Below are 23,180 nucleotides of genomic sequence, written 5' to 3'. Positions count from 1 at the left end.
CCCGATTGTTAAAAATTGCATGTATGAATCAGTCTTTTCAACCAGTTCGCGATCTGTCTCATTACAGCAGCCCGATCGCCGATATGTTCGAACAGCCGAAAACCGCGGCGGAATGGGAAAAATATATGCTGACCGAACACCAGGTGGCTGCTTTCCGGGAGCACGGGTTCATTAACGGTATTCAGATATTGACGGAAGAGCAGGTCGGCATCCTGAATGAGGAGCTCGTGAAACTGCAATCCGTGAATGAAGAAGACCGCAAATTGTTTTATCACTATGAAAGCAACGAGGCGGAAGACCCGGGCAAGGTACTGTTTCACGCCATTGGCGGCTGGCGGGTAACCCCTGGTTTTCACGACCTGATCTGGTCGCCCGCATACCGGATGGCCACTTACCAGTTACTGGGGCATCCGTTCCGGCTTTTCCATGATCAGCTGTTTTGCAAGCCCGCCCTGCATGGCGGCGTAGTGGCCTGGCACCAGGATTTTTCGTACTGGACTTTTACGAAGCCGATGCACCACCTTACGTGCTGGATTGGGCTGGACGATGCTACCACCGAAAACGGCTGCCTTTATTATGTGCCGCACAGCCATAAATGGGGCCTGCTCCCGATCACGGGTTTGACGGGGGATATGACCGCCATAAAAGAGGTATTGACAGACGAGCAGTTTGCGATTTTTGAGAAAAAGATACCCAACGAACTGCCGAAGGGATATGCCAGTTTCCATCATCCGCTGACGATTCACGGGTCGTACGCCAACTATTCCGAAAGGCCGAGGAGAGCGGTGGTGCTGAATGCAATGGCAGACGGTACGCTTGGCAACAGCGCCAACTACGAACGGCTGGACGCGCTGCACAATTTTCCGGCCATGGAACAGGACCAGGTGCTGGACAGCCGTTTTTTCCCGCTTTTATTCGAGGGCGACAGGGAGCTGGGGGCCCTGATCAACGAAATACCCAGAATTGACCCTGCATGTTTGTACAATGTGGAATAACAGCATGTTCCGGAATCCCGACACAACTAACAGTAGATGGATTTTAAGAATATGTGGAAAGCAAACGCCTGCTGATCTTTATCAGCGGGCTTTGATTTTTCTTGGTAACTTGAGTTTGAATTACCTGCGATAATAGAGCGCAGTCCGTTTAACTTAACGAACCGTACAAATGAACACCGATCAATTCTTCAGGAAAATCCGGACCTACTACGACATTTCCGCCGCGGCTGAATTGGCCTGGACGAACCTTCTTCAGGAGAAAACGTACAAAAAGGGCGACAACTTTGTATCTGAAGGACAACATCCCAGGAAAGTCGGATTTGTGGTAAAAGGGCTTTTTTCCCAGAATTATATTGCAGACAGCGGCGAGGTGGTCATCAAGTATTTTTTTCCGGAGGAAAGAATGGCCGGCTCCATGGGCGCCATGTTGTCGGGTAAGCCGAGTGTGTTCTACATAGCCGCCATTGAAGATACGACCGTGCTGGAGTATGATTTTTTTGAGTTCAGAAAATTATTCGCTTCTCACCCGGACATTGCACAGTTTTATATTCATTATAATGACCGGCACTGGATTGTGGAAAAGGAGCCCCTGGAAATCATCCTGAGAGCCGAAACAGCCGCTAAAAGGTACGACGACTTCCTCCGGAAGTATCCCAACCTGGAAAAAAGGCTCAAAAAGCACCACATCGCTTCATACCTGGGCGTTACCCCCACGCAGTTGAGCAGGATATTTTTTGCCAACAAGTAACTTTTTTCCGTTTTCTCAACATATGTAAAAGTTTAAGGAAATCGGCTGCCTCATCTTTGTGTCATCATTCACAACAAAAACTTACAAAGATGGCAACTAAAATTTTTCTGAACCTCCCCGTAAAGAATCTCGAACAATCCATTCACTTCTTCACCCAGCTCGGTTTTTCCTTTAATCCTCAATTTACCGACGAAAAGGCCGGATGTATGGTGATCAGCGAAAACATTTTCGCGATGCTCCTGGTTGACAGTTACTTCCAGACGTTTACCAAAAAGCAGCTCTGCGACGCCAAAACGGCAACAGAGGTGTTAATTACCATCGACGCCGAGTCCAAGGACGCGGTCCGCGACCTGGTAAAAAAAGCAGCGGAGCTGGGGGCTGTGATCTACAATGAGGCGCAAGATCATGGTTGGATGTACCAGCACGGCTTCGCCGACCTCGACGGGCATCAATGGGAAATCGCCTATCTCGACGCTTCCCAGCTCCCAAACCAGTAAGAAAAGCGGCACAGGGCAGGCAGCAGTAATAAGCTTTATTACCGCTGCCTGCTTTAGTTAATTGTAGAAAGCCCCATATTAACGGCCGTTGGTGTTTTATGTCATCTGTCATAGAAAAGTCATGGCGATAAGCCTTTAATAACCTTATGCGTACTTCCTACACTACGCGATGATCAAAAAATCCGGGTCATTTGAACGAAAAAACGGGTATTCCGTTCACTTGTTAACATGACTTTTAAAATCGCATATCAGATATTGTCGATGAAGTGTCACATTTAAAAATGTTGCTAACGGCTTCACTCATTAGCATACTATCTTGTGCTTACAAACAGCACGGGGATGTATGGAAAATTAGGAGCCTAAAATATCCCGGAAATTGAGCAAATGAAATACACCCTGACCCAACATCCCGGCTGATAAACCAGAATCATTTTTGTAACGAATCGCTTTTTATTGTTGTTGTATGACTACAGGATTTCCCGTACAGTAAGGCATTGTTATGTTTGTTCCACCAGGCAGGAGTCGCTCTTGTGAATAAGCATTATTCCATCGGGTAAATCAGTTGTAATCACCATCACTACAAGTCTGTCAAAAAAAGCTTGTCCGCATGCGGGCCTGCTGAATTTTTGCAACAAATATTCGTCGTATCGAACGAAGGCTACTCTTTATTGTGCTTTCCGGGCTTCCTGTGCCCGGAAAGCTCCTTTCACGCTTCCGTTCTCCGAATAAACAATGCCGGGGGCCACAGCTCCGGCACTAACATTTAAAACATTCTGGCATACTATGAAAGATAAGCATTCCATGCGATGGCCTGGGGTAGGGGGACGTGTATCTTTTTCCCTCCTGGCGGCACTGTCCCTGCTGCACACGGCAAACCGGGCTTATGCTCAGGAAGCGGTGAAACCGGATGCGCCTGCGATCGAAATATCGCACCACAACGACGATGGCCGCTACGGGCGTCTGCTGCGCACTACCGACACCCTGCCCGTGAAAAAAACGGCCCTCGTGCCTTTTGTGAATCTTCAGCAAATGGTGAAAGGCAATCTTAGAGGCGTATACGCACAGGAATCCACCGGCGAGCCCGGTACGGAGCAGTTTATGTTCATCCGCGGCCTTTCCAACCCGCTGCTGCAACGTAAAGACGTTTACCAGGTGCAGCCGACGGTGTACCTGAACGGCATCCCGCTGTTGCAGGACAATACCCTGGTGTTCGACGTACAGCCTTATGATTTCACGAGGCTGGGCCCCGGCATCAACCTGCTTTCCATCATCAATCCCGACAACATCCGTGAAATACAGGTTGGCAAGGATGCGGCTACCGCGGCCATCTTCGGCCCGCGCGGCGCGAACGGGGTGATCAACATCATCACGAAAAACGCCGTGTCCGGCAAACGGAAAATCAGCATCAACAGTTATTATGGCCTGGCGATGCATGATCCGGTGTTCACAACCAATGCACAATATGAAAACGGTTTCCGCCGTCAGTTCTATCTGAAATATGCGACCGCCGCGGATTCACTGAGTTATCCCGCCTACCTGCGCGATTCTTCCAACATGCTGTATTACGGCCCCGCCAACTGGAGTGATGCATATTACCAGAACGCTACCGTGCACAACATCAACGCCAGCATTTCCGGCGGTACCGAACGCGCCAACTTCCGGTTTTACGGGGATAAAACGCAAAGCAACGGCATCGCCGGCGATTCGCGGATGGACAAGTACAATGCCTCCTTCCTCGTGAACATGGCGCCTTTGCCCTGGCTGATGGCCTCTACCATGATCAACGCCAGCCGTATGGACCGCGTTCCGGTGAAAACACTCCGCAGCCGCTTTGCGGAAGCAGCCTACATCCCCGACGTTACGGCTCCGCTCACGCCCGGCCTGGATGGTTACAACAAATACTTATACTCCTTTAATAAGTCGTTCGACAAAAATCACATGAATTCCGTGCAGGGGATTTTTGCGTTGAGCGCAAAATTCCAGCGCCTGAAAATCACTTCGCGACTGTTGTATGATTACAACGAAAGCCTGCGTGATATATTCTGGCACTCGTCGTTAATGGATGGTAACAACTACATCTCCAACTACTTCGGAAACAACCAGCGCGTGGGTATTGAAAATTCTGCCGGCTACAGCTTTCAGCTGGGCGGCGAAAAGTGGCTGGATGTGGAAGCAGGGCAGTCGTTCCAGTCCGAGCTTTACCGCTATGAGTATTCCCGTGGCTACAAAGGCCCCAGCGACCGGGTGAAGATGAACATCGTGGAGCCGAACTCGCAGAGCGAGAACTATCTCAACCCGCTCTCGTACGGCAACCAGCTGATCTACCGTTTTCTTGACGGGCAGAAGCATCGCCTGTTTTCCCTGTACGGCAACTTCACCTACCGTCACCACGACCTGTTTTCGGTGAACGTTTTGCTGCGCAACGACGGCTCGTCGTACATGCCGGCTCATGCGCGCTGGCTGTTTACGCCGACTGTAGCGTTTGACTGGAACCTGAAGAAACAGCTGGCGGCGGATAACGGCCGCATCAATGCCTGGAAACTCCGCGCATCGTGGGGAAGAATGGGCCGTTTGCTGACGGACGACCGGTATGCCGTAGGGCCGCAATATAAAGTGGATCTGGGCTGGACGGGGCATGAGAACGCCGCATCTTACAACGCTTTCCCCGGCATCAGCAGGCCGTACTCCTCCGGATGGGTGGGCAACGATATTGCATGGGGGTATACCGACATCGCGAACCTCGGAACCGACCTGGCAGTATACAATAACCGCCTGCGCCTTTCGCTCGACGTTTATTCCAAAAACGACAAAAACATGCTGCTGCCCATGCCGGTGGTGGCCGAAACTGGTTATAAGTTCGCCTACCGCAACGGCCTCGACGTGAATAACAAAGGCATCGAACTGATGGCCGCGGCGGACGTGATCAAAAAAGGCCCCTGGCAATGGACGCCTTCCCTGCAGGTGTCGTACAACAGGAATTCGCTGAAAGCATTGCCCGGCGGCGCATCGCAATTTGTGAGCGGCAACCGGAAACTGGTAGTGGGCGAGGCGATCGACCGCTTCTGGGTACTGGAGAACAACGGCATTTATGCTACCGATGCGGACGTGCCGAAGAATCCCGCCAAAGATGCGCCTGTTACTTACAAGGGCATCGCTTTCAAAGGCGGCGACCCGGCGTGGCGCGATAATAATGGCGACTATACCATTAACGACGACGACAAAGTGCTGAAAGGAAACTTCATGCCACCGGTAACCGGCGGTTTCGGGAGCAACCTGCAGTACGGTCACCTCAACGTTGAATTCAACCTCTATTTTGCTCTCGGGCAGAAGGCGGTGAATGAAGAAGCAGCGGCGCGCTACGATTTCATCAACCGTGAAGGCACTTACGATATCAACTCCGTGAAGGAGATCACGTTCTGGGAGAAGCCGAAAGACATGAAGGCGTATCCCGTATACAATCCCTGGAGCCAGGTGATCCCTTATCGCCTCGACCAGGACCTCTTCCTCGAAGACGCCTCTTTCCTCAAACTGCGCTCCGTGACTATCGGCTATGATGTGGCCGGCACAGCATGGCTGAAGAAGAAAAAAGCCGGCATTACCCGCTGCTACTTCTATGTGTCGGGCACCAACCTGCTGACCATCACCAAATACACTGGCCGCGACCCGGAGCTGACCACCTACAACGGGTACGACAACGGGTTTGCCATGCCCATCCCGAAAACGGTGATCGTAGGCCTGAAACTGGATTTATAAACACAAAGCATATCAGTTGTATATCATGAATAAATTATTCCGAACCTTCCCAAGAATAGCCATACTGGCGGCGCTGTGCTCGGTGTTGTTCAGCTGCAGCAAGATGCTGGATGTGGAGAGCAACCGTGTGAAGCCTGAAAAAGACAACTGGGAAGATATTGAAGACACCCGTAACGCCCTGATCGGCGTGTACGGATTGATGCGTGCGGCTTTGTGCGACAATGCGACGCACTGGATGCAGGGCGAGTTCCGCATGGGAGATTTTTCCGCGGTGGCGCGGCCCGACCTGAAAGCGGTGATCGGTAACAATCTCAATGCTTCTTACCCGCTTGTACAGAACCTGCAGAGCTGGCGCCGTTTTTATGCGGTAATCAATGCTGCCAACCTCTTCATCGAGCGGGCAGGCGAGGTGCGGGCGAAAGATGCCTATTACTCCGAAGGCAACTATAAGATAGACATAGCGCAGATGCGTTCGATGAGGGCTTTCGCTTATTTCTACATGACCCGTATCTGGGGCGATGTGCCTTTGCTGGTATCGTCGTTTGACGGGCAGTTTCCCCAGCTCCGCCGCACCAGCCAGGACACCGTGCTGGCTTTTGCGGAGCGCGAACTGGTGGAGGCGGCCAAAGACCTTCCATACATCTACAGCGGCGCGGACCCCCAGTTACCGAATTTTTATTACAGTGAATCCATGGGCCGCTGGAGCGGTACGCTCTTCAACAAAGTCTCCGCTTACGCTGTACTGGCGCATATTGCAGCCTGGCAGGAACGGTATGCAGATGTGATCGCGTACACCCGTTTCATCATCGATAACTATCCGAAGGCCAGCATCCGCTTTACGCCTACTACGGTGGAACTGACGCGTGCAAGCGACGGTTTCTTCGCCCGCCGCACGCCCACCCAGATACTCAACTTCACCTTCGACTACATGAGCCAGGAAGGTACCACCACCGGGCACATCGAAGAATACACCCTGGCCAAACCTTTTATCAGCAAAACGGTGCCGGAAGTGTACGTGCCGAAAGACTCCATCGTAAAAATATTCAACCAGCCCGGCGATGAGCGTTTCAGCATCGACCCCGGTACCGGTTACCCGCTGCGGGATTATTATTTCTCCAGCTACAACCAGAACATCCCGGTGTTCAGCAAAATCAAGGTGATCGAAAACGGTGCTTCGTCCGGCACTTTCCGACTCTTCACCGGCACCCTTTCTTTCACCCGCATGGAGGAGCTGGCGCTGTTGCGCGCCGAAGCCGCGGTGATGACAGGAGACAGGGGGGAAGCGGAGCTCTGGCTGGCCAACGTGATGAAAAGCAGGGGCATCGTCAACCCTGCGTTCACAGGTAAAGACCTCATCGAAGAAATATTCGCCGAGCGGCGCCGCGAGCTGATGGGCGAGGCCTGGCGCTTTTATGACCGCATCCGGTACCAGCGCATCAAAAAAGATGATCCGGCTTTCCTGAAGCTTATCGGCGAAGGCGGTATCTACTGGCCGGTAGCCGCAGACGTGCTGTCGCAAAACTCCCTGCTCACTCAAAATTCTTACTGGTTAAAATAACTGCCGACATGAAAATGCGCGATTTATATAACAACAGATTCGTGGTGGCCCTGGTAGCTTTGGCGCTGATGATGGCGGCCTGCCAGAAAGACGGCGGCTATGCGGAATACTCCCGTTCCAAAAGCCAGGTGAACCTCAATACCTACGATTACCTGAAAAGCCGCACCGGTGTGTACGATTCCATGGTGAAAGTGATTGACCGGCTAAACCTGGAACGGACCGTAAAAAGCAACCGCCTCACCATAATGGGCATCACCAACAGCAGCTTTACCGCCGCCATCAAAAACCTCAACATTATGCGGGGTGGTAATTTCAAAGAGCCGCTCTACATCGCCGACCTCGACATCAATCACCTCGATACGCTGTTCTGCCGTTACATCATGCCGGGCCTCATGCCTACCGACAGCCTGAAAGGTGCGCCGGACGGCAAATTGTACAACAGCCTGAAATTTAATGCCGTGATGAACATGCTGCTCTTTTTCCAGCCGGCATCCGGCCTGGATAAAGGCGGCCCGCAGTACATCACCTTCAGCGATACCAAAGGTTCTTTTTACATCAGCAAATGGGCCAGAACGAATACAGCCTCTATGGACACCTACACCATCAATGGCATTGTACATATGGTATCGCCGGATCATGAGTTCGGGTTCAATGAATTTATCAGCCGTTTTAAAAACTGACTTCCGATATGAGAAAAGATCTGATCATAAAAGGTGTGATGCTGCTGGTGATGGCTGGCGCTGTAAACGCCTGCATCAAGGTGCCGGCGGATATCGACTTCATCAGCTCGCAGGCCGCCTATACAAAAACCGTGTACGAACCGGTGCTGGGTCGCACCACGCTGTACCCCGAGGAACTGGGCTCCGTGCTGTTCAACGCAGACAACTCCACGCAGCCGCTCTCTTTCAAAATACTCAACATCAAAGACAGCCGCGGCGACTCGGCTGAGATATTCTATAAAACCTTCCCCGTACAGGTGTGGAAAGACGCCTACACGGGCGAAGAAACGACCCGGGCCGAACTGGAAAAGAAAAGGGTGATCGAGCACCACCGCCTCTTCGAAGTAAGGGAGCATTCGGGCCAGTTCGTGATGTGGGCGCCGGTTAACCTGGCCTACCTCAACGCCGTGCGCCAGCAACCAGATGCGGGGTATAAGTTCGATGTAGAGGTTTCCAATTCCGGTGGTACCAAAGTCATCCGCGACATGCAGCTGAAACCTTTCCGCAGCCGCCCCTTCGAGCCGGCGGTAACGGACCCCATCACAGGCAATACTTTCGGTTATGCGCGGCCTACCACACTCTTTGGTATCATGGACGTGCACACGCAGCGCACCATCACGTCGGGCGATGTGGCCGTGGTGTTCTACAAAGAACCGGAATCCACCGGCCGAACGCTCACCTTCGAATTCAGGGACACGGCCTACCGGCCCATTGATCCGAAAAACTTTGCGGCCACCAGATGGGAAGAACTGGTGCATCACTACGGCACGGCCAAATTTGAAAGTGACCGCGTGGTGTTCGATGTATCGTATCCCATCCCTCTGTCTCGCGTACCTACACGCTATACCACCGCAGGTGGTTCCCGCGCCCGGGTGAAATTCGGTTACGACCGCATCGTGAACGGCACCTCCCGCATTCAGGCGGTACTGGGGCTCGACTTTGCGATCTATGAGCCGGGCGACTGGAAAGTAATTTTCTGGTTCAAGGAAGGGAATCCTGATTTTAAAGACAACTGATCATCAAGTTTTAAAAAATAAACTGAATGCATAAGTACACAAAATCCTTTCTCGCGCTGCTGTGGATGGCCCTTACCGCCTCCGCCGCCTTTGCGCAGCAGAAAATGATCACCGTAAAGGGGATTGTTTATGAAAAGGGTTCCAATCAACCCCTGCCGGGCATCGCTATCTGGGCGGGCAATCCACCTAAAGGGGTGGCCGTTACCGGAGGGGATGGTTCCTTTACCGTTACCGTGCCGGAAGGGACCGATCTGAATTTCCGCTCCCTGGCATATGAGCAGGCCAAAGTAAAAGCGCGGGAGGGCGCGACTATGCGGATACAGCTCTCCATCAAAGAAAGCAAGCTGGATGAAACGGTGATCATCGGTTACCAGAAAAAGAAAAGGGAAACCACCACCGGCTCCACCGTGGTGATCAGCGGCAAGGAACTGCAGGATGTGCCGGTGGCGAACGTAATGGAGCTCATCCAGGGCAAGGTGCCGGGCCTCAACATTCAGAACAATACCGGCGCCCCGGGCTATGCAGGCACCATCCAGATGCGTGGTGTTTCGTCCATGAACATCACCGGCTCGGGGAACGATGCTTTCCTGTCGCCCACCTCTCCGCTGTTTATCGTAGACGGTGTGCAGGTGGATCCGAACTCCAACTTTGAATACGGTTTCCAATCGTCCGGCCCGGGTCTCAGCCCGCTGTCGCTCATACCGCAGGAAGACATCGAGTCCGTTCAGGTGTTGAAAGACGCGCAGGCTACCGCCCAGTATGGTTCCCGCGGTGCATACGGCGTTATCATCGTGACCACCAAACGCGGTAAATCTTCCGTGCCCATCGTAGCCTACACCGGCAACTTTTTCGTGAACATACCGCCAACCCTGCGGCCGGTAATCGGCGGGCATGGGGAGCGCGAACTGAGAATCTGGCAGGCGATGCTCAATACGGATTCACCGTACAAAACGGCCGGCGACATCAACCGTACGCCTTTCCTGGCCGACAGCCTCAACCCGTATTACAACCAGGCCACGGACTGGCAGGGTCTGTTCTATACCTATACCTATAACCAGACGCATAACATGACCGTGTCTGGCGGGGATAACAAGTTTAACTACAAAGCCAACCTCGGTTATTACAACGAAAAAGGCATCGTGAAAAACACGGGCTTCAACCGGTATTCGCTGGGTACCAACTTCCAGTACATGCCGTCTGAAAAGCTCCGGGTTTTTTCCAATATCAGCACGAGCCTCGGCGTAAACAGCAAGGGTAGCGGGAACGGCCTTCAGCAGGCCGATGCGGCAGACGCAGGCAACAACTCATCATTGCTGCCGCCGCCGTCATTCTATTCTTCCACTGCCTCCGCCATCGCGGCGCTGCGGACCTCGAACGTCAACAAAACGGCCAGGGTGGCTACCAGCCTTGAAGTGGATTATGAGCTGATCAAGGGCCTGCATGCCGTCAGCACTTTCAGCTTTGAAAACACCACCGCCACCGAAAACAACTACAGGCCCGCCGCCATCAACGATAACTTTTCCGAAGTTTATTCTTACAGCGACCGTAAAAGCAAGGTGTACAACCGTAACAGCCTTTCCTATTTCAGGTCGTGGGGCGCACAGGTGCACAATGTCACTATCGGCGTGTTCAACGAACTGAGCCGTACTACTTTCCAGGCGAACGTGAACCGGCTGCAAAGAACGCCTGGCGATAGCTACTACGGGCCCATCGGTTCCGATCCGTATTACAACCGTGGCGGCGTACTGCCCAATGCGGCGGACCTGCGGGAGATGTCGATCGCCACTTCGCTGACTTACGACTTCCGCAAAAAATACGTGGTTGATCTGTCGTTCCGGAGAGACGCTACTTCCCAGGCCGGCCGGAATACGCCGTTCTCCAATAACCCGGCGGTTGGCTTGCGCTGGAACTTTTATAAGGAAAACATTTTTGAAGACGCCTCCTGGCTGGAATACGGTTCCATCCGCGCCACCTGGGGCCGCAACATGATGCCGCAGGGCAGCATTTTCGATGCTTACGGCACATACGACGATCGCGGTGGGAGAAGGTATAACGAAGAACTGCAGAGTGGTATCATCTACGACGATTTGCCGAACGCCAACCTGAAACCGAAATCGGCTACCACGTACAACCTGGGTTTCGACCTTGGTTTATGGCAGGGCAAACTGCAGCTGGAGTTTGACGCCTATCACCGTTTTGTGAACAACGACATTCTTGACGTGCCGCTGCCTTCGATCAACGGGTTTAAAAATGTAAAATCCGACGATGCAGCCATCCTGAACATGGGTCTCGAAACCATGATCACGTACCGTCCGCTCTCCAAAAGCAGTGCCTTTACCTGGACAATCACGTTGACCGGCGCACTTAACAAGGATTACATCGCACGACTGCCATACGGCAAACGGGAGATTCTCCGGCCCGATCCCACTACGGGCCAGATGATCCTCCGCCGCGTAGGCCGCAATACCTTTACCAACGTGCTTTACGGGAGCAACGGCGTGTACCGCAACGACGGCATGGTGCAGGTAGACCCTGCAACCGGTGCGCCCGTGGCGGTTGCGCAGAACGGTAGCTCCGTTTATTCGTACCTGCAGGGCGGCGATGCCCGCTGGATAGACGTGAACGGCGACTACCTCATCAATACCAGCGACTACGTATACGCCGGCAGCTCGCAGCCGCTGGTGACCGGTGGTTTCAACAACTTCATCCAGTATAAGAACTATTCACTGAGCATCAATACTTCTTATACCGCCATCCGCTCCATTCTGAACAACGCGGTGGCGGCGCGGTTCCAGAATTTCTCCGACCCGCTGGGCAATTCGTCGCTGGTGCCGATCGATAATTACAACTACTGGAAGAACAACACGTCTGATGCGAAGTATCCCAACCCGTACGACTACCGCCGTTATCCTTACCTGAACCCGTTCCGGTACGATCAGACGCTGTTTGAAGAAGACGGTTCGTACTGGAAGGTGAATAACATCACCTTGTCGTACAACGTAGACAGGAGCAGGCTGAAACGGATTGGCATGAGCTCCGCGCGCGTGTACCTGTCTGTGGCCAACCCCGTGATGTGGCAGAGCTATACCGGGCCGAACGCAGAGAACGTGACCGCCCTGGGTCGCGACGACTCCAAAGGATATCCGATGCGCCGCTCCGTGAACCTCGGGCTCAACGCACAGTTTTAATCATGCAAAAATGAAGGAGATGAAAAAATATATTGTGTTCGTTGCGGTACTGCTGGTAGCCATGGCCACCACGCCCGGCTGCAAGAAGTTCCTCGATACGGAGTCGCCCACCCGCGAATCCGGCGCCAGTTTCTGGAAAACCCGTGCCGACGCCGAGCGGTTCACCAATAATCTTTACGGGGAGATGGCAGACATCCTGCTCAATAATTCCTTTTTCCTTGCCGCGGAATTCCGCTGCGGGCTTTACCGCCAGACCCGTGTATACCCCCGCGACTATTTCGACTGGTTCCCGGTGAATAACATCAAAAGCATCGTATACGGTAATAACTACTGGAATGGTTTTTTCCACTTCGACCGGCTCATCGACTGGAACCCTTATTTCAAGATCATCCAGTCGGCCGGCATCCTCATCGATCGTGCGCCGGGTGTGCCTGATTCGGAGCTGAGCCCCGAAGAAAAAAAGCAGTACGTGGCGGAAGGCGTGTTTGTCAGGAATTTCTGTTATTTCCTGATGGTGCGGCTGTACGGTGACGTACCGTATTATACCAAGCCATACTTCGATAAGGTCATCGGCCGCAGCAATTTTGTGGAGGTGCTCAACCAGTGCATCGCCGAGCTCGACAAATACAAGAACGACCTTCCCTGGTCGTACCCCGACCCTCGCAAACGCGCCGTGCGCCCGACCGTCGGTACCATGTACGCGCTGATGATGCACATGAACATGTGGAATGCCGGTTTCGACGATCTCAACAGAGGAAAATATCATGAGCATGCCGCCGCTTTGTTCAAAGAGTTTGAAGGGAAGAACAACGGCACCTATCGCCTGCTCACCACGGCGGAGTTTACCCGGCTGTTCCGCGGCGGTTCTGAAGAAGGGCTTTTTGAATTTTCACAGAACGTGAACTATGGTGAACTGCGCGGACTGGGTTATCAGTATCTGAACGACAACGTGATACGCGGCGGCTACGACCGGCCTTACCTCTACCTCCAGAAAAAATTCCTCGAAAAAATGTATCCCCTCAGCGACCCTGACAAAAGAAGGGATATCTGGTTCGATGGCAATATGATGAGTGAGAGCAGGGGCGAGTTCCTGAAGTTCAGCGGCAACCGTGGCAGCGGATCCGGGTACGACGGTAGCCTGATCGTATTCCGCCTCGCCGACATGTACCTGCTGGCTGCCGAAGCCAATGCGGAGTTGGGCAGCGACCGTTCGGAAGAAGCTATCCGGCTGCTGAATGTGATCCGCGGACGTGCGGAAGCACCAGCCTATAGCGGTGTTACCCAGCGCGACCTGCAGGATGCCATTTACTGGGAACGCACCAAGGAGCTGATGGGCGAAGGTCATTATTTCTACGACCTGGTGCGCACCAAAAGGATCCTCAACAGTGAATACTGTGCCTTCCCGATTTCGCAGCCTGCGTTCCAGCGAGGCGCATGGACCTGGCCCATCACCGAGGAAGCCCTGAAAAACAATCCGCTGATGCGGCTGAACGAATACTGGCGCTAACACCCGATTGTATCACTACCAAGAATTATGCAACATGAAACAGATGATGCGATATGAAAAACTGCTGCTGGCGATGATCGTTTTCGCAGGCCTTTCGACCGCCTGTAAAAAAGATTACTTCCAGGATACCGGCCTCGCCAAAGGGAAGTTCGACGGCAGTATCATGAAATACCTCGAATCGAAACCCTTCTACTTCGATACCCTCGTGCAGGTGATCAAGCTGGCAGGAATGCAGGATGTGCTGGAGAAAGAGCGCGTTACTTTTTTCGCTCCGCCCAATATGAGCTTCGACAGTACCCTTTCCCTGACCAATACTTTGCTGTATGCCGAAGGCAGGGATACCATCAAACGACTCGACCAGATTCCAGCGGCCATCTGGAAAAAAATGCTGGGACGGTACATCTTCAAAGGCAAAAACATGCTGAACGATTACCCGCAACTCGACCCCGTGTATTTCGCCACTTATCCCGGCCAGTTTTACGCCTCGTACTACGGCGACCTGATGAACATAGGTGTGATTTACAACAGCGAAGGCGGCGCGCAGTATGCCGGTTACCGGCAGCTGGTGATCTCCTATACACCTGATATCACCTTCAAACCCGTATCGTGGAGGCTTTGTTTCGTTGCCTCCTCGAACATAGAACCGGACAACGGGGCCGTGCACGTGTTGCGCTTTGCGGCAGGCTTCCGGAAGCAGGGTAACACGCTCTTTTATGAGCCTGGCCATTCTTTCGGATTTGATCCCTATGAATTTTATCTGTTGTGCAAACAATACGGGGTAGGAGAATAATGAAAAAGATCCATCAACAAACAAGCGTATTCAAGATGATGCAACTGCTTAAATATACTACGGGCGTTTTGCTTGCGGCGGTCATCATGACCGGCTGCAACAAGCAGGAAAAGGAATATCCCAATCCCTACCTGGGCGGCAAGGAAAAGCTGGGCATATTGTTCAGCCAGGAGCTGCCTTCCCCCCAGAACGGTAGCGTGGGCGACGTCGTTACCTTCAAAGCTGAGGGGCTGCTGCCGCATAAAGACAACCTGAAATTTTATCTGAATGGCGAACTGGCGCAGATCACCGGCGTAACCGATAAAACCATCAGCATCAAAGTTCCTGCTTCGGCCAGTTCGGGCGGCTCGCTGGTGATGGTGGGAGACCAGCTGTTTCCCGCGCCGGTGTTCCGCGTGAACGGTAAAGTGGGGCTCGACCGTACTTTCCAGGCGGGCAAGGGTACCGACGGGCTTACCACCGCCATTATCCCCACGCGCCGCAACCGCTTCCTCGTGATGGGCTCCTTTATGGAGTACGCCAGCGCCGGTGTGAGCGATCCGATGTTCGGGCTGGTGATGACGGAAAAGCATGGCCAGTACGTGAGCACATTTAAAACCGACTCCGCCGTGGGCCGCAATGGTGTATTGTTCTGCGGGGTGCAGCTGCCGGACGGCAGGTTTATCCTTGGCGGTTCCTTCGGCCAGTACGGTCGGAAAAAAGGTGTGTTCAACCTTACACGCATTCATGAAGGCGGCCAGCTCGATTCGATGGTCGTGAACGTGATCCCGCGTGACCTGGGCGGCGATCCGCACGCCGGGCACGAGGCCGAAGTGGAAGCCAGCGGGCGCGATACCGTGCCGGCCTTCAATGGCGGCTTTTTAGGTACCGTGAAAAATGTATTCCTGCAGGGCGACAAGCTCATCTGCGTAGGTGACCTGCTGCTTTACCGGCAGTATTTTTACCGGAACTCCACGCGCGACAACCGTGTGGTAGACCATCGCTTTGTGGGCGATGTGGTGCGCCTCGATCTCGACGGCAACCTCGATTCCACTTACCACTACGACCTGACAAACCACCGCGGGAAAGACGGTCCCATCGGTGGCCTCAGCAACGGTGTGCTGCTTCCCGACGGCAAACTTATCGTGATCGGTTCATTCAAAACATTCGACGGTGTGCCCGCCGGCAATATTGCACGGCTGACGGCTGCGGGTGATCTGGATCCTGCTTTCCAGGCAGGCACCGGGGCGGACGATATCATCACCGATGTGCACTACAACAAAAATACCCGCAAGCTGGTGATCGCCGGGCGTTTTAAAACCTATAACGGCCGCCCCCGGGCGGGCCTGGCCATGATCAATGAAGACGGCTCGCTCGACGAAACCTTCGTGCCCGGCACGTTTACCGACGGTGTGCCTTATTTCAGCGGCCAGATCAGCGACGGGAAGGTGATCGTAACCGGTACCTTCAAAAAATACAACGGCGTGAACCGCGAGGGTTTTATGGTGCTGAATGCAGACGGTACGCTGGCCGCCGGTTACAACAACACAGGCCGCCTCAACGGACAGGTGTACAGCATGACGGAATCGGTGACCGCAGAAGGCGAGCCCGCCGTTATTCTCACCGGCCTCATCAATTCATTTGACAACACCAGCCTGGGCGGTATTATGCGCGTTGTGCTGTCGAAATAACCTGGTTTAAAATTTAATAAGCTACGATCATGAATAAATTCATTCCGCTTTTCCTGCTGGCCCTGGCGATGGCCTGTAACAAAAAAGCAGAAGACATGCCGGGAGATGTTGAGTACAAAAACGACATCGGGCAGCTCCCCGGCACGCCCAAGGTGCTTTACCTGGTGATCGACGGGGCAAGAGGGCTTTCCATCCGGGAAATCAAACCGCCCACCATCTGGAAGATGCGCGACAGCGCGGTGTACACCTGGAACGGTATCGGCGATTCCGCAGCCGTGGACGGCGGCAACTGGGCTACCATGCTGACCGGTGTGCGGCCCATCAAACACGGCATCGTCAACAACGATTATACCAACAGCAAACTTGGTCAATACCCTGTTTTTTTCCAGCGCATCAAAGAAAGCAAACCGGCCATGCGCACGGTGGCGTTGACGGCCTCGCCGGACCTGAGCAATAAGCTCATCGGTGCAACCGCCACCGAAAACAAGTCGCTGGGCAGCGATGCGGCCGTGAAAGATGCCGTGATCGCCGAACTGCAAAAGGATGAAGCCTCCGTGGTGCTCGGCCAGTTCAAAGGCGTGGCCGATGCCGGTACGCAATTCGGGTACGATGTATCTGTTCCCCAGTACACCGACGCCATCCTGAAAACCGATGGCTACATCAAAGAGATCATGAACGCCCTCTATGCGCGTAAAACGTATAAGAACGAACGCTGGCTCGTGGTGCTGACTTCGAGCAGGGGCGGCGCCTGGCAGCAGGACCCGGAAGACAGTACAGCCATGGGTAACCCCAGGCTGAATACCTTCACCCTGTTTTTTAACAGCCGCTTCCAGAGCAAAGTGATCGTAAAGCCGCAGGACCTGCGGGTGCCGTACGAAGGCAAAACCGTCCGTCTCACCGGTGACGCCGCTGCCACCGCGGTAAGAGGCCGTTGTGTGGATAATACCATCGGCGATATTGGCAAACTGAACGGGCTGACGGTGGAACTGAAAATGAAACTCAACCGCGGGCCGAATAATAATTTCCGTTACACGTTCCCACCCTTTTTCAGTAAAACCAAAGACCGTACCGGCAGTACTATCGGCTGGGCGCTGTTTAAAAATGGACAGGGCACCACGCTTTTCCTGGCCGACGGCTCCACGAACCTGCAGTTGGTGACTGATGCTTCAAGAGGCAGCAAAAACACGGACGATGGCAACTGGCATACCTACACCGCCGTGTTCGAGCGAAGCGGGAATACCTACAAAGCATCGCTCTTCATTGATGGGGGCAACAAATTGACAGGTACTTATACGGCGAGCCGCGAAATCCTTGCGCCGGAAGGGCCGCTCACAGTGGGCTTCAATCCGTCCAACTTCGGTAATGCGATCGACTGTTACATCACCGATGTGAAAATCTGGAATACGGCGCTGCCCGACGATATTATCAAAGACTGGGCGCCACGCACCTATATCAACAAGGAACACTTTTATTTCAACAACCTCATCGGGTACTGGCCCTGCATGGACGGTAGTGGCAACCGCTTCAAAGACTATGGTCCCAATAAAAAAGATATGCTGATAGGCGGTGCTTACCTGTGGACGCCCTTCTCCGATCTGAGCAGCTACCTGTTACCCGGCATCGCCGACGGCACCAAATACGTGCCCAATACTTTCGATATTCCATACCAGATCCTGGAATGGCTGGGCATCAGGAGAGAAGACAGCTGGGGGCTCGACGGCCATACCTGGCCGGCGGAATTCCGTGACTATCCGCTGTATGGTGGGATTTGACGTTGAACTTTAAAAGCACTAGCAATGAAAACAACCGCAATAAAATGCTTCCTGATAGCTGCGCTGGCAGCCACCGCCGGCGTTTCGGGCTGCCGCAAGAACTACAATTTCAGTAACGGCTACGACCGGCCGCCTAAAATAGACACGGCCGGCATAGGCGACCTCGATACGAGCCTCAGCCGGATCGACAGCAGCGGCTTTGCTGAGGCGCGCAAGTTTCCCGGCCTCATTTCGATAGTGGAGCCACGGTTGCAAAATTACAACGTGGAGGTAGACATGAACTACAAGCTCCTCAGCCCCTACATCCGTATCAACGTGGTGCCGGGCAACTGGATCAGCACCGGGCTGTATGCCGCGCCGGGAGAGCTGGTGAAGATCGTGCTGCCGCAGGATTCCGAAGGGCTCACGGTACAGGTCGGCGCCCATACGGATAATGTAGGCAATAAAGTACCGATGCTACGTCCTGCCGTCATTTCCACGCGCAAACTGCTGCTGCCGGGCGTGAACTATGTGCGCAATATTTACGGCGGTACGATTTACCTGATTCCCGCCGCTCCCGTGGCGAAAAAAATGACGGTAACGTTCAGCAACGTGGTGAAGTCGCCGGACTTTGTGCTGGGCCAGACCACCAGCGCCGAATGGAAAGAAATGCTGCGCCGTTCCAACGTGCCGGTATTCGAAATGCGCGGCGAGCGTTTCATTATCACCATGTACCGCAAGATGATGCTGACCATGCTCGACCGGTTCGACGCAGAAGCTGTAATGAGAAAATGGGATGAAACCATCATAAAAGATTATAATGAATGGTACGGCCTCGAAGATAACCCCGTGGATGTACGCGACCAGGCGCCCACTACGCCGCACCGTTTTGTGCTCGATATCCAGATTTCGCTGGGCAGCGGGCATAGCGGGTATCCCTGCATGGCGTACCTCGACTGGCACAGCGATTTCATCGACACGGCCGTGATCAACAAAGGCGCCAGCTGGGGGCCTTTCCACGAGATCGGGCATAATTTCCAGATGAGCGACATGTGGAGCTGGGGCGGATCCGACGCATTGGGCGAAGTATCCAACAACCTGTTCGTGTTCAAGATCGCCAGTCGCTACGGCCGCAAACCACCGCGCATCTATTCAGATGAGTTCGTGACGCCTGCGCTCGCCTTCGCCGAGAAGGTGGATGCCGCTAAACGGTTTTCACAGGTAACGGACGTATTCCAGCGCCTCGTACCGTTTGTGCAACTGTTCCAGCGCTACGGTTACGGGATGATGACGGCGGTATCCAAAGCAGCGCGCCGCGAAGCCCGCGTACCGATCGTAGACGAGGTAAGAAAAAACTTCTTTTTCGTGCAGGCCAGTCTCTACGCCAAAACCAATCTTAAACCGTTCTTCGACCAGTGGGGCATCGTAGTATCGCCATCCGCCGTGGATGAAGTGAAACACCTGCCGCTGCTGACGGAGCAGCTCTGGAAAAAAGACATTCGCCTGTAAAAAATATCAAACCGATGAAGATATCTAAGAACATACAACGCAGCTGGATGGCCGGTATCATGGTGTTTTCCATGCTGGTGGCAGCCTGCAGCAAAGTACCCCTGGTGCCCTCCGACAAATCGGAAGAATTTCCTTTCCGGGACAACAGCAAGGTGTTGCTGATACTGGTAGACGGAGTGGTGGGCAAACAGATCGAACGCATCACAACACCGGAACTGGACGCCCTCAAACCGAACAGCATTTTCAGTTTTGAAGGCTCCGCCGATTCGGTAACCACCGACCCGGCGTCCATCGCGCATATTATGACCGGCAACGCTGTGGGCAACACCGAGATCAGGGACAGCTCGCTCGTGCCCCGGGTGCCCCGCGGCGAATTATTTCCTTCTTTTATCAAAAGGGTGAAAGAGCAGAAAGCCCGCCCGTTCCGGGTGGTGACGGTAACACCCTGGGAAACACTGAACAAAACACTGTTCAAAGAAGCCGATATCAGGATATCCGTTGCCGGCAACAATAATGATGTGGTGCGCGACTCCGCCATCAACCGGCTGAAGACAGACAGTGCCGACCTGGTGATCGCGCATTTTAACAGCGCCAACCTCGCCGGGCTGCAGGAAGGTTTTACCACCGATGCTCCCGCCTACCGCGACGCCCTGCTGAAAATCGACGCATACATCGGGGCACTGGTGAAAGCCATGCGGGGGAGAACAAAATTCCCGGAAGAAGATTGGCTGGTGATCGTACAATCCACCCACGGCGGTAACGGTAAAAAATACGGCGGTTTCCTCGAAAACGAGCGCAACACCTTTTCCCTGTACTACAACGCCCGCCTGAAATCGAACCTTGTGATAGCGCCTGCCGGTGTGAAGTTCGGCGTGAAACTGGCCGGCTCCGATGCCAATGCGGTGAACGCCAGCCTCAGCGATGCGGCTGCGTACAACGTGGGTGAAAAAGACAATTTCACCATCGAAATGAAAATGCGCCATGTTCAGAAGGGACAAACGGCGAACTATCCCGCGTTTTTTTCCAAACGTGCCAACTTCGCCGGTGGCGTGGTGGGCTGGGTGTTTTTCCAGGAAGGCGCATACTGGCAGTTCAATGCGGGGCAAACAGGAAAGGGGAACGTACAGGCCCGTGGCGCCAACATCAACGACGGCGCCTGGCACCACCTCACCGCCGTGATTTACACCAACTATTCCACCACGCCGTTCAAACGTTTCGTACGGGTGTACACCGACGGTATTTTTAATGCACAGTCGGAGATCACCGTATTGGGGAATATCAACAGTCCCTCCCCGCTGACCCTCGGCGCCACCCTGCCGCCGAACGGTTCCATGATAGACATGTACGTGAACGATGTGCGTATCTGGAACGACTCCCTGCCGGCAGACATCATCAAACAATACGCCTGCACCAACAAAATCGACGCTACGCATCCCAAATACGCCAACCTCATCGGGTACTGGGGCTGCGCCGAAGGAGAGGGGAACCGCTTTAAAAACAGGTTTTCCACGTCCCCGGATTTTGTGATCAAAAATGCATACAAATGGGAGCCGATGAACTCCATTTTTACCTGCGGTAAAAGTGTGCCCGATGCGCCTTATTCCAAAGAAGTGTTCAACCAGATCGCCTACTGGCTCAACGTGCCCGTTGCAAAAGAATGGGAGATCAACGGCCGCCTCTGGCTGGCGCAACTGTAGGAAAAACTATCAATCAAAAAGACATTCAACATGCGGAACATACCATTCAGGATATTTCAGGGAACGCTGGCATTGCTGTGCGCGGGCATCTTCACCACTTTGCCCGGCTGTGTGAAAGAGATACCCGATAAGCCTTATTACGATACGGACAGCAGCCGCCAGCAGTTCGGGAACATCAAACTGAAAAAGAAAAAAGTGCTGCTCATCGGCATCGATGGCGCCAATGCGAGCGTGGTAAAGGATTTGAACCCTCCCGTGATCAAAGACCTGCTGCCGGCGAGTATTTACAGTTTCAACGGCCTGGCCGACACATCGGTGTCCGTAGCATCCAGCTGGGCTACCATGACCACCGGCGTACGATACGACCTGCACCGGATTTACGACAGCTCGCTGATTCCCCTTACCGACAAAGGCGGGCATGCGGACGTGAAATATTACGAAAGTTTTATCAGCACCGTGAAGCTCGACGATATCGCCACCAAAGTAACGGTGATCACGCGTTGGGAAGACATGACGAGTTTCCTGCTGAGCAGCGCCGATAAAGTAGTGAACACGTCGCCCGCCGCCGGCGACCAGGGGGTGGAAGATGCCGCCCTGGCAAACCTGAAAGAAAGCGGCGCGGACATCACGCTGGTGAATTTCAGCGCGCCGGCCGTAGCGGGACAAACCTCCGGCTTCAGCGCCGCCAATCCCGCTTACACCAAAGCAATCCTGGATACCGATACACGTATAGGGAAGCTGCTGGCCGCCATGAAGGCGCGAAGCACCTTTGCCGATGAAGACTGGCTGGTGGTGATTCAATCCACCGGCGGCGGCTACGGCACCCGCCTGGGCAGCCATAAGGCAGAAGCCAGATATACATTCTCCATATACTATAGTCCGAGTCTTATTGCAGCTGAATATACCAAAGTGCATAAGATCGCCGATGAGGTGGTCCGTTTCAACGGAGGGGCTTCCGACTATGTGCGCGCCGTGAACAACGACGGGGGATTGTACAATGTAGGCACGGGTGCTATCACCATAGAAGCGAAAGTGCGGTTCAATAAAAACGCCGCAGGGAAATACGAATGGTCGTTCCCTCCATTTATCAGTAAAATCGCCGTGCGTAGCGGCAATACTCCCGGCTGGGCAATGTTCCGGAACGGCGATAAGATCGTCTGGTTTGTAGGGGACGGGAATAACAAATCCGAATTATTGTCCAAATCCCTCCCGGACGGCAACTGGCATACAGTGACCGGGGTGGCCTATAAAGAAGGCGCCCAGTATAAGACGACCTTCTATATCGATGGTGAAAACAAACTGACCGGCTCCATTACGTCCACGCCCACCGGCAACGTATCCACTACCGCGTCATTCATCCTCGGCTACATCACGGACCCTTTTACCAACGCCACAAACAATACGGATTTGTACATGGCGGATGTAAGGGTGTGGAACACCGTACTGACAGACCAGGAGATCAAGGACTGGGCTTATAACACCGGTGACCTCGGTGCCCACCCGAAAATCGCGAACCTCGTCGGTTACTGGCCGGGGCAGGAGGGCAGCGGAGGGGTGCTGAAAGACCTCAGCCCGTCAAAAAAGGACTTCACGCTGCAGGGGAACTATACCTGGAATTTTATGGGTAATACTTTCGATGCGGCTTCCGCCAATCCGCCGTCGCTGATCGATGTGGTGCCGTCTGTATATTACTGGCTGGGCATTACCCTGGAAGGCAATAAGAAGCCGGCCGGCACCAACTGGCTGAAACTGAAAGTGCAGTAATTTCCGTCGAGAATAACC

Annotated in this window: 15 protein-coding genes; all 15 read left to right on the top strand. The window is 53.7% G+C overall.

Annotated features, from left to right (window positions below):
- Positions 1–23 precede the first annotated feature (23 nt).
- The 15 genes from EGT74_RS02895 (at position 24) to EGT74_RS02825 (ending at position 23,162) form a co-directional block, all read left to right on the top strand.
- On the top strand, positions 24–995 hold the full coding sequence (locus EGT74_RS02895) for a phytanoyl-CoA dioxygenase family protein (RefSeq protein WP_123845034.1): 972 nt from the start codon (positions 24–26) through the stop codon (positions 993–995).
- A gap of 169 nt (positions 996–1,164) precedes the next feature.
- Positions 1,165–1,743, top strand: coding sequence for a Crp/Fnr family transcriptional regulator (locus tag EGT74_RS02890; RefSeq protein ID WP_123845033.1), 579 nt, complete (start codon positions 1,165–1,167; stop codon positions 1,741–1,743).
- 89 nt (positions 1,744–1,832) lie between these two features.
- Entirely contained in the window at positions 1,833–2,240 is a 408-nt protein-coding gene (locus EGT74_RS02885; protein WP_123845032.1) for a VOC family protein, read from the top strand.
- 783 nt (positions 2,241–3,023) lie between these two features.
- Positions 3,024–5,993, top strand: a complete 2,970-nt coding sequence (locus EGT74_RS02880; protein ID WP_158617974.1) for a SusC/RagA family TonB-linked outer membrane protein — start codon at positions 3,024–3,026, stop codon at positions 5,991–5,993.
- A 25-nt stretch (positions 5,994–6,018) separates the two neighbouring features.
- Positions 6,019–7,551, top strand: a complete 1,533-nt coding sequence (locus tag EGT74_RS02875) for a RagB/SusD family nutrient uptake outer membrane protein (RefSeq protein ID WP_123845030.1) — start codon at positions 6,019–6,021, stop codon at positions 7,549–7,551.
- A gap of 8 nt (positions 7,552–7,559) precedes the next feature.
- Positions 7,560–8,231, top strand: coding sequence for a hypothetical protein (locus tag EGT74_RS02870; protein ID WP_123845029.1), 672 nt, complete (start codon positions 7,560–7,562; stop codon positions 8,229–8,231).
- Between the two features lie 8 nt (positions 8,232–8,239).
- Positions 8,240–9,286 carry a DUF5007 domain-containing protein gene (locus EGT74_RS02865; RefSeq protein WP_123845028.1) on the top strand — a complete coding sequence of 349 codons (1,047 nt, stop codon included), beginning with the start codon at positions 8,240–8,242 and terminating at the stop codon, positions 9,284–9,286.
- 26 nt (positions 9,287–9,312) lie between these two features.
- The gene (locus EGT74_RS02860; protein WP_123845027.1) at positions 9,313–12,474 is read left to right on the top strand and encodes a SusC/RagA family TonB-linked outer membrane protein; all 3,162 of its coding nucleotides are present in this window, start codon (positions 9,313–9,315) and stop codon (positions 12,472–12,474) included.
- Positions 12,475–12,493: 19 nt separating this feature from the next.
- Positions 12,494–13,981 carry a RagB/SusD family nutrient uptake outer membrane protein gene (locus EGT74_RS02855; protein ID WP_158617973.1) on the top strand — a complete coding sequence of 496 codons (1,488 nt, stop codon included), beginning with the start codon at positions 12,494–12,496 and terminating at the stop codon, positions 13,979–13,981.
- 34 nt (positions 13,982–14,015) lie between these two features.
- The gene (locus tag EGT74_RS02850; RefSeq protein WP_123845025.1) at positions 14,016–14,771 is read left to right on the top strand and encodes a hypothetical protein; all 756 of its coding nucleotides are present in this window, start codon (positions 14,016–14,018) and stop codon (positions 14,769–14,771) included.
- A complete protein-coding gene (locus EGT74_RS02845) occupies positions 14,771–16,441 on the top strand; it encodes a DUF5008 domain-containing protein (RefSeq protein ID WP_123845024.1) in 1,671 nt (556 codons plus the stop codon). Before EGT74_RS02850 ends, EGT74_RS02845 begins: the two co-directional genes overlap by 1 nt.
- A gap of 29 nt (positions 16,442–16,470) precedes the next feature.
- Positions 16,471–18,213, top strand: a complete 1,743-nt coding sequence (locus tag EGT74_RS02840) for an alkaline phosphatase family protein (protein ID WP_123845023.1) — start codon at positions 16,471–16,473, stop codon at positions 18,211–18,213.
- Positions 18,214–18,237: 24 nt separating this feature from the next.
- Positions 18,238–19,701: a M60 family metallopeptidase gene (locus EGT74_RS02835; protein ID WP_123845022.1), complete on the top strand. Its 1,464-nt coding sequence runs from the start codon at positions 18,238–18,240 to the stop codon at positions 19,699–19,701.
- A 14-nt stretch (positions 19,702–19,715) separates the two neighbouring features.
- Positions 19,716–21,398 (top strand): LamG-like jellyroll fold domain-containing protein, encoded by a 1,683-nt coding sequence (locus EGT74_RS02830; protein WP_123845021.1) that lies wholly within the window; start codon positions 19,716–19,718, stop codon positions 21,396–21,398.
- A 30-nt stretch (positions 21,399–21,428) separates the two neighbouring features.
- Positions 21,429–23,162 (top strand): LamG-like jellyroll fold domain-containing protein, encoded by a 1,734-nt coding sequence (locus EGT74_RS02825; protein ID WP_123845020.1) that lies wholly within the window; start codon positions 21,429–21,431, stop codon positions 23,160–23,162.
- Positions 23,163–23,180 lie beyond the last annotated feature (18 nt).

Source organism: Chitinophaga lutea, assembly GCF_003813775.1.
GTDB lineage: Bacteria > Bacteroidota > Bacteroidia > Chitinophagales > Chitinophagaceae > Chitinophaga > Chitinophaga lutea.
The sequence above is the reverse complement of the archived record's forward strand: the minus strand, read 5'-3'. Positions and strand labels throughout refer to the sequence as shown.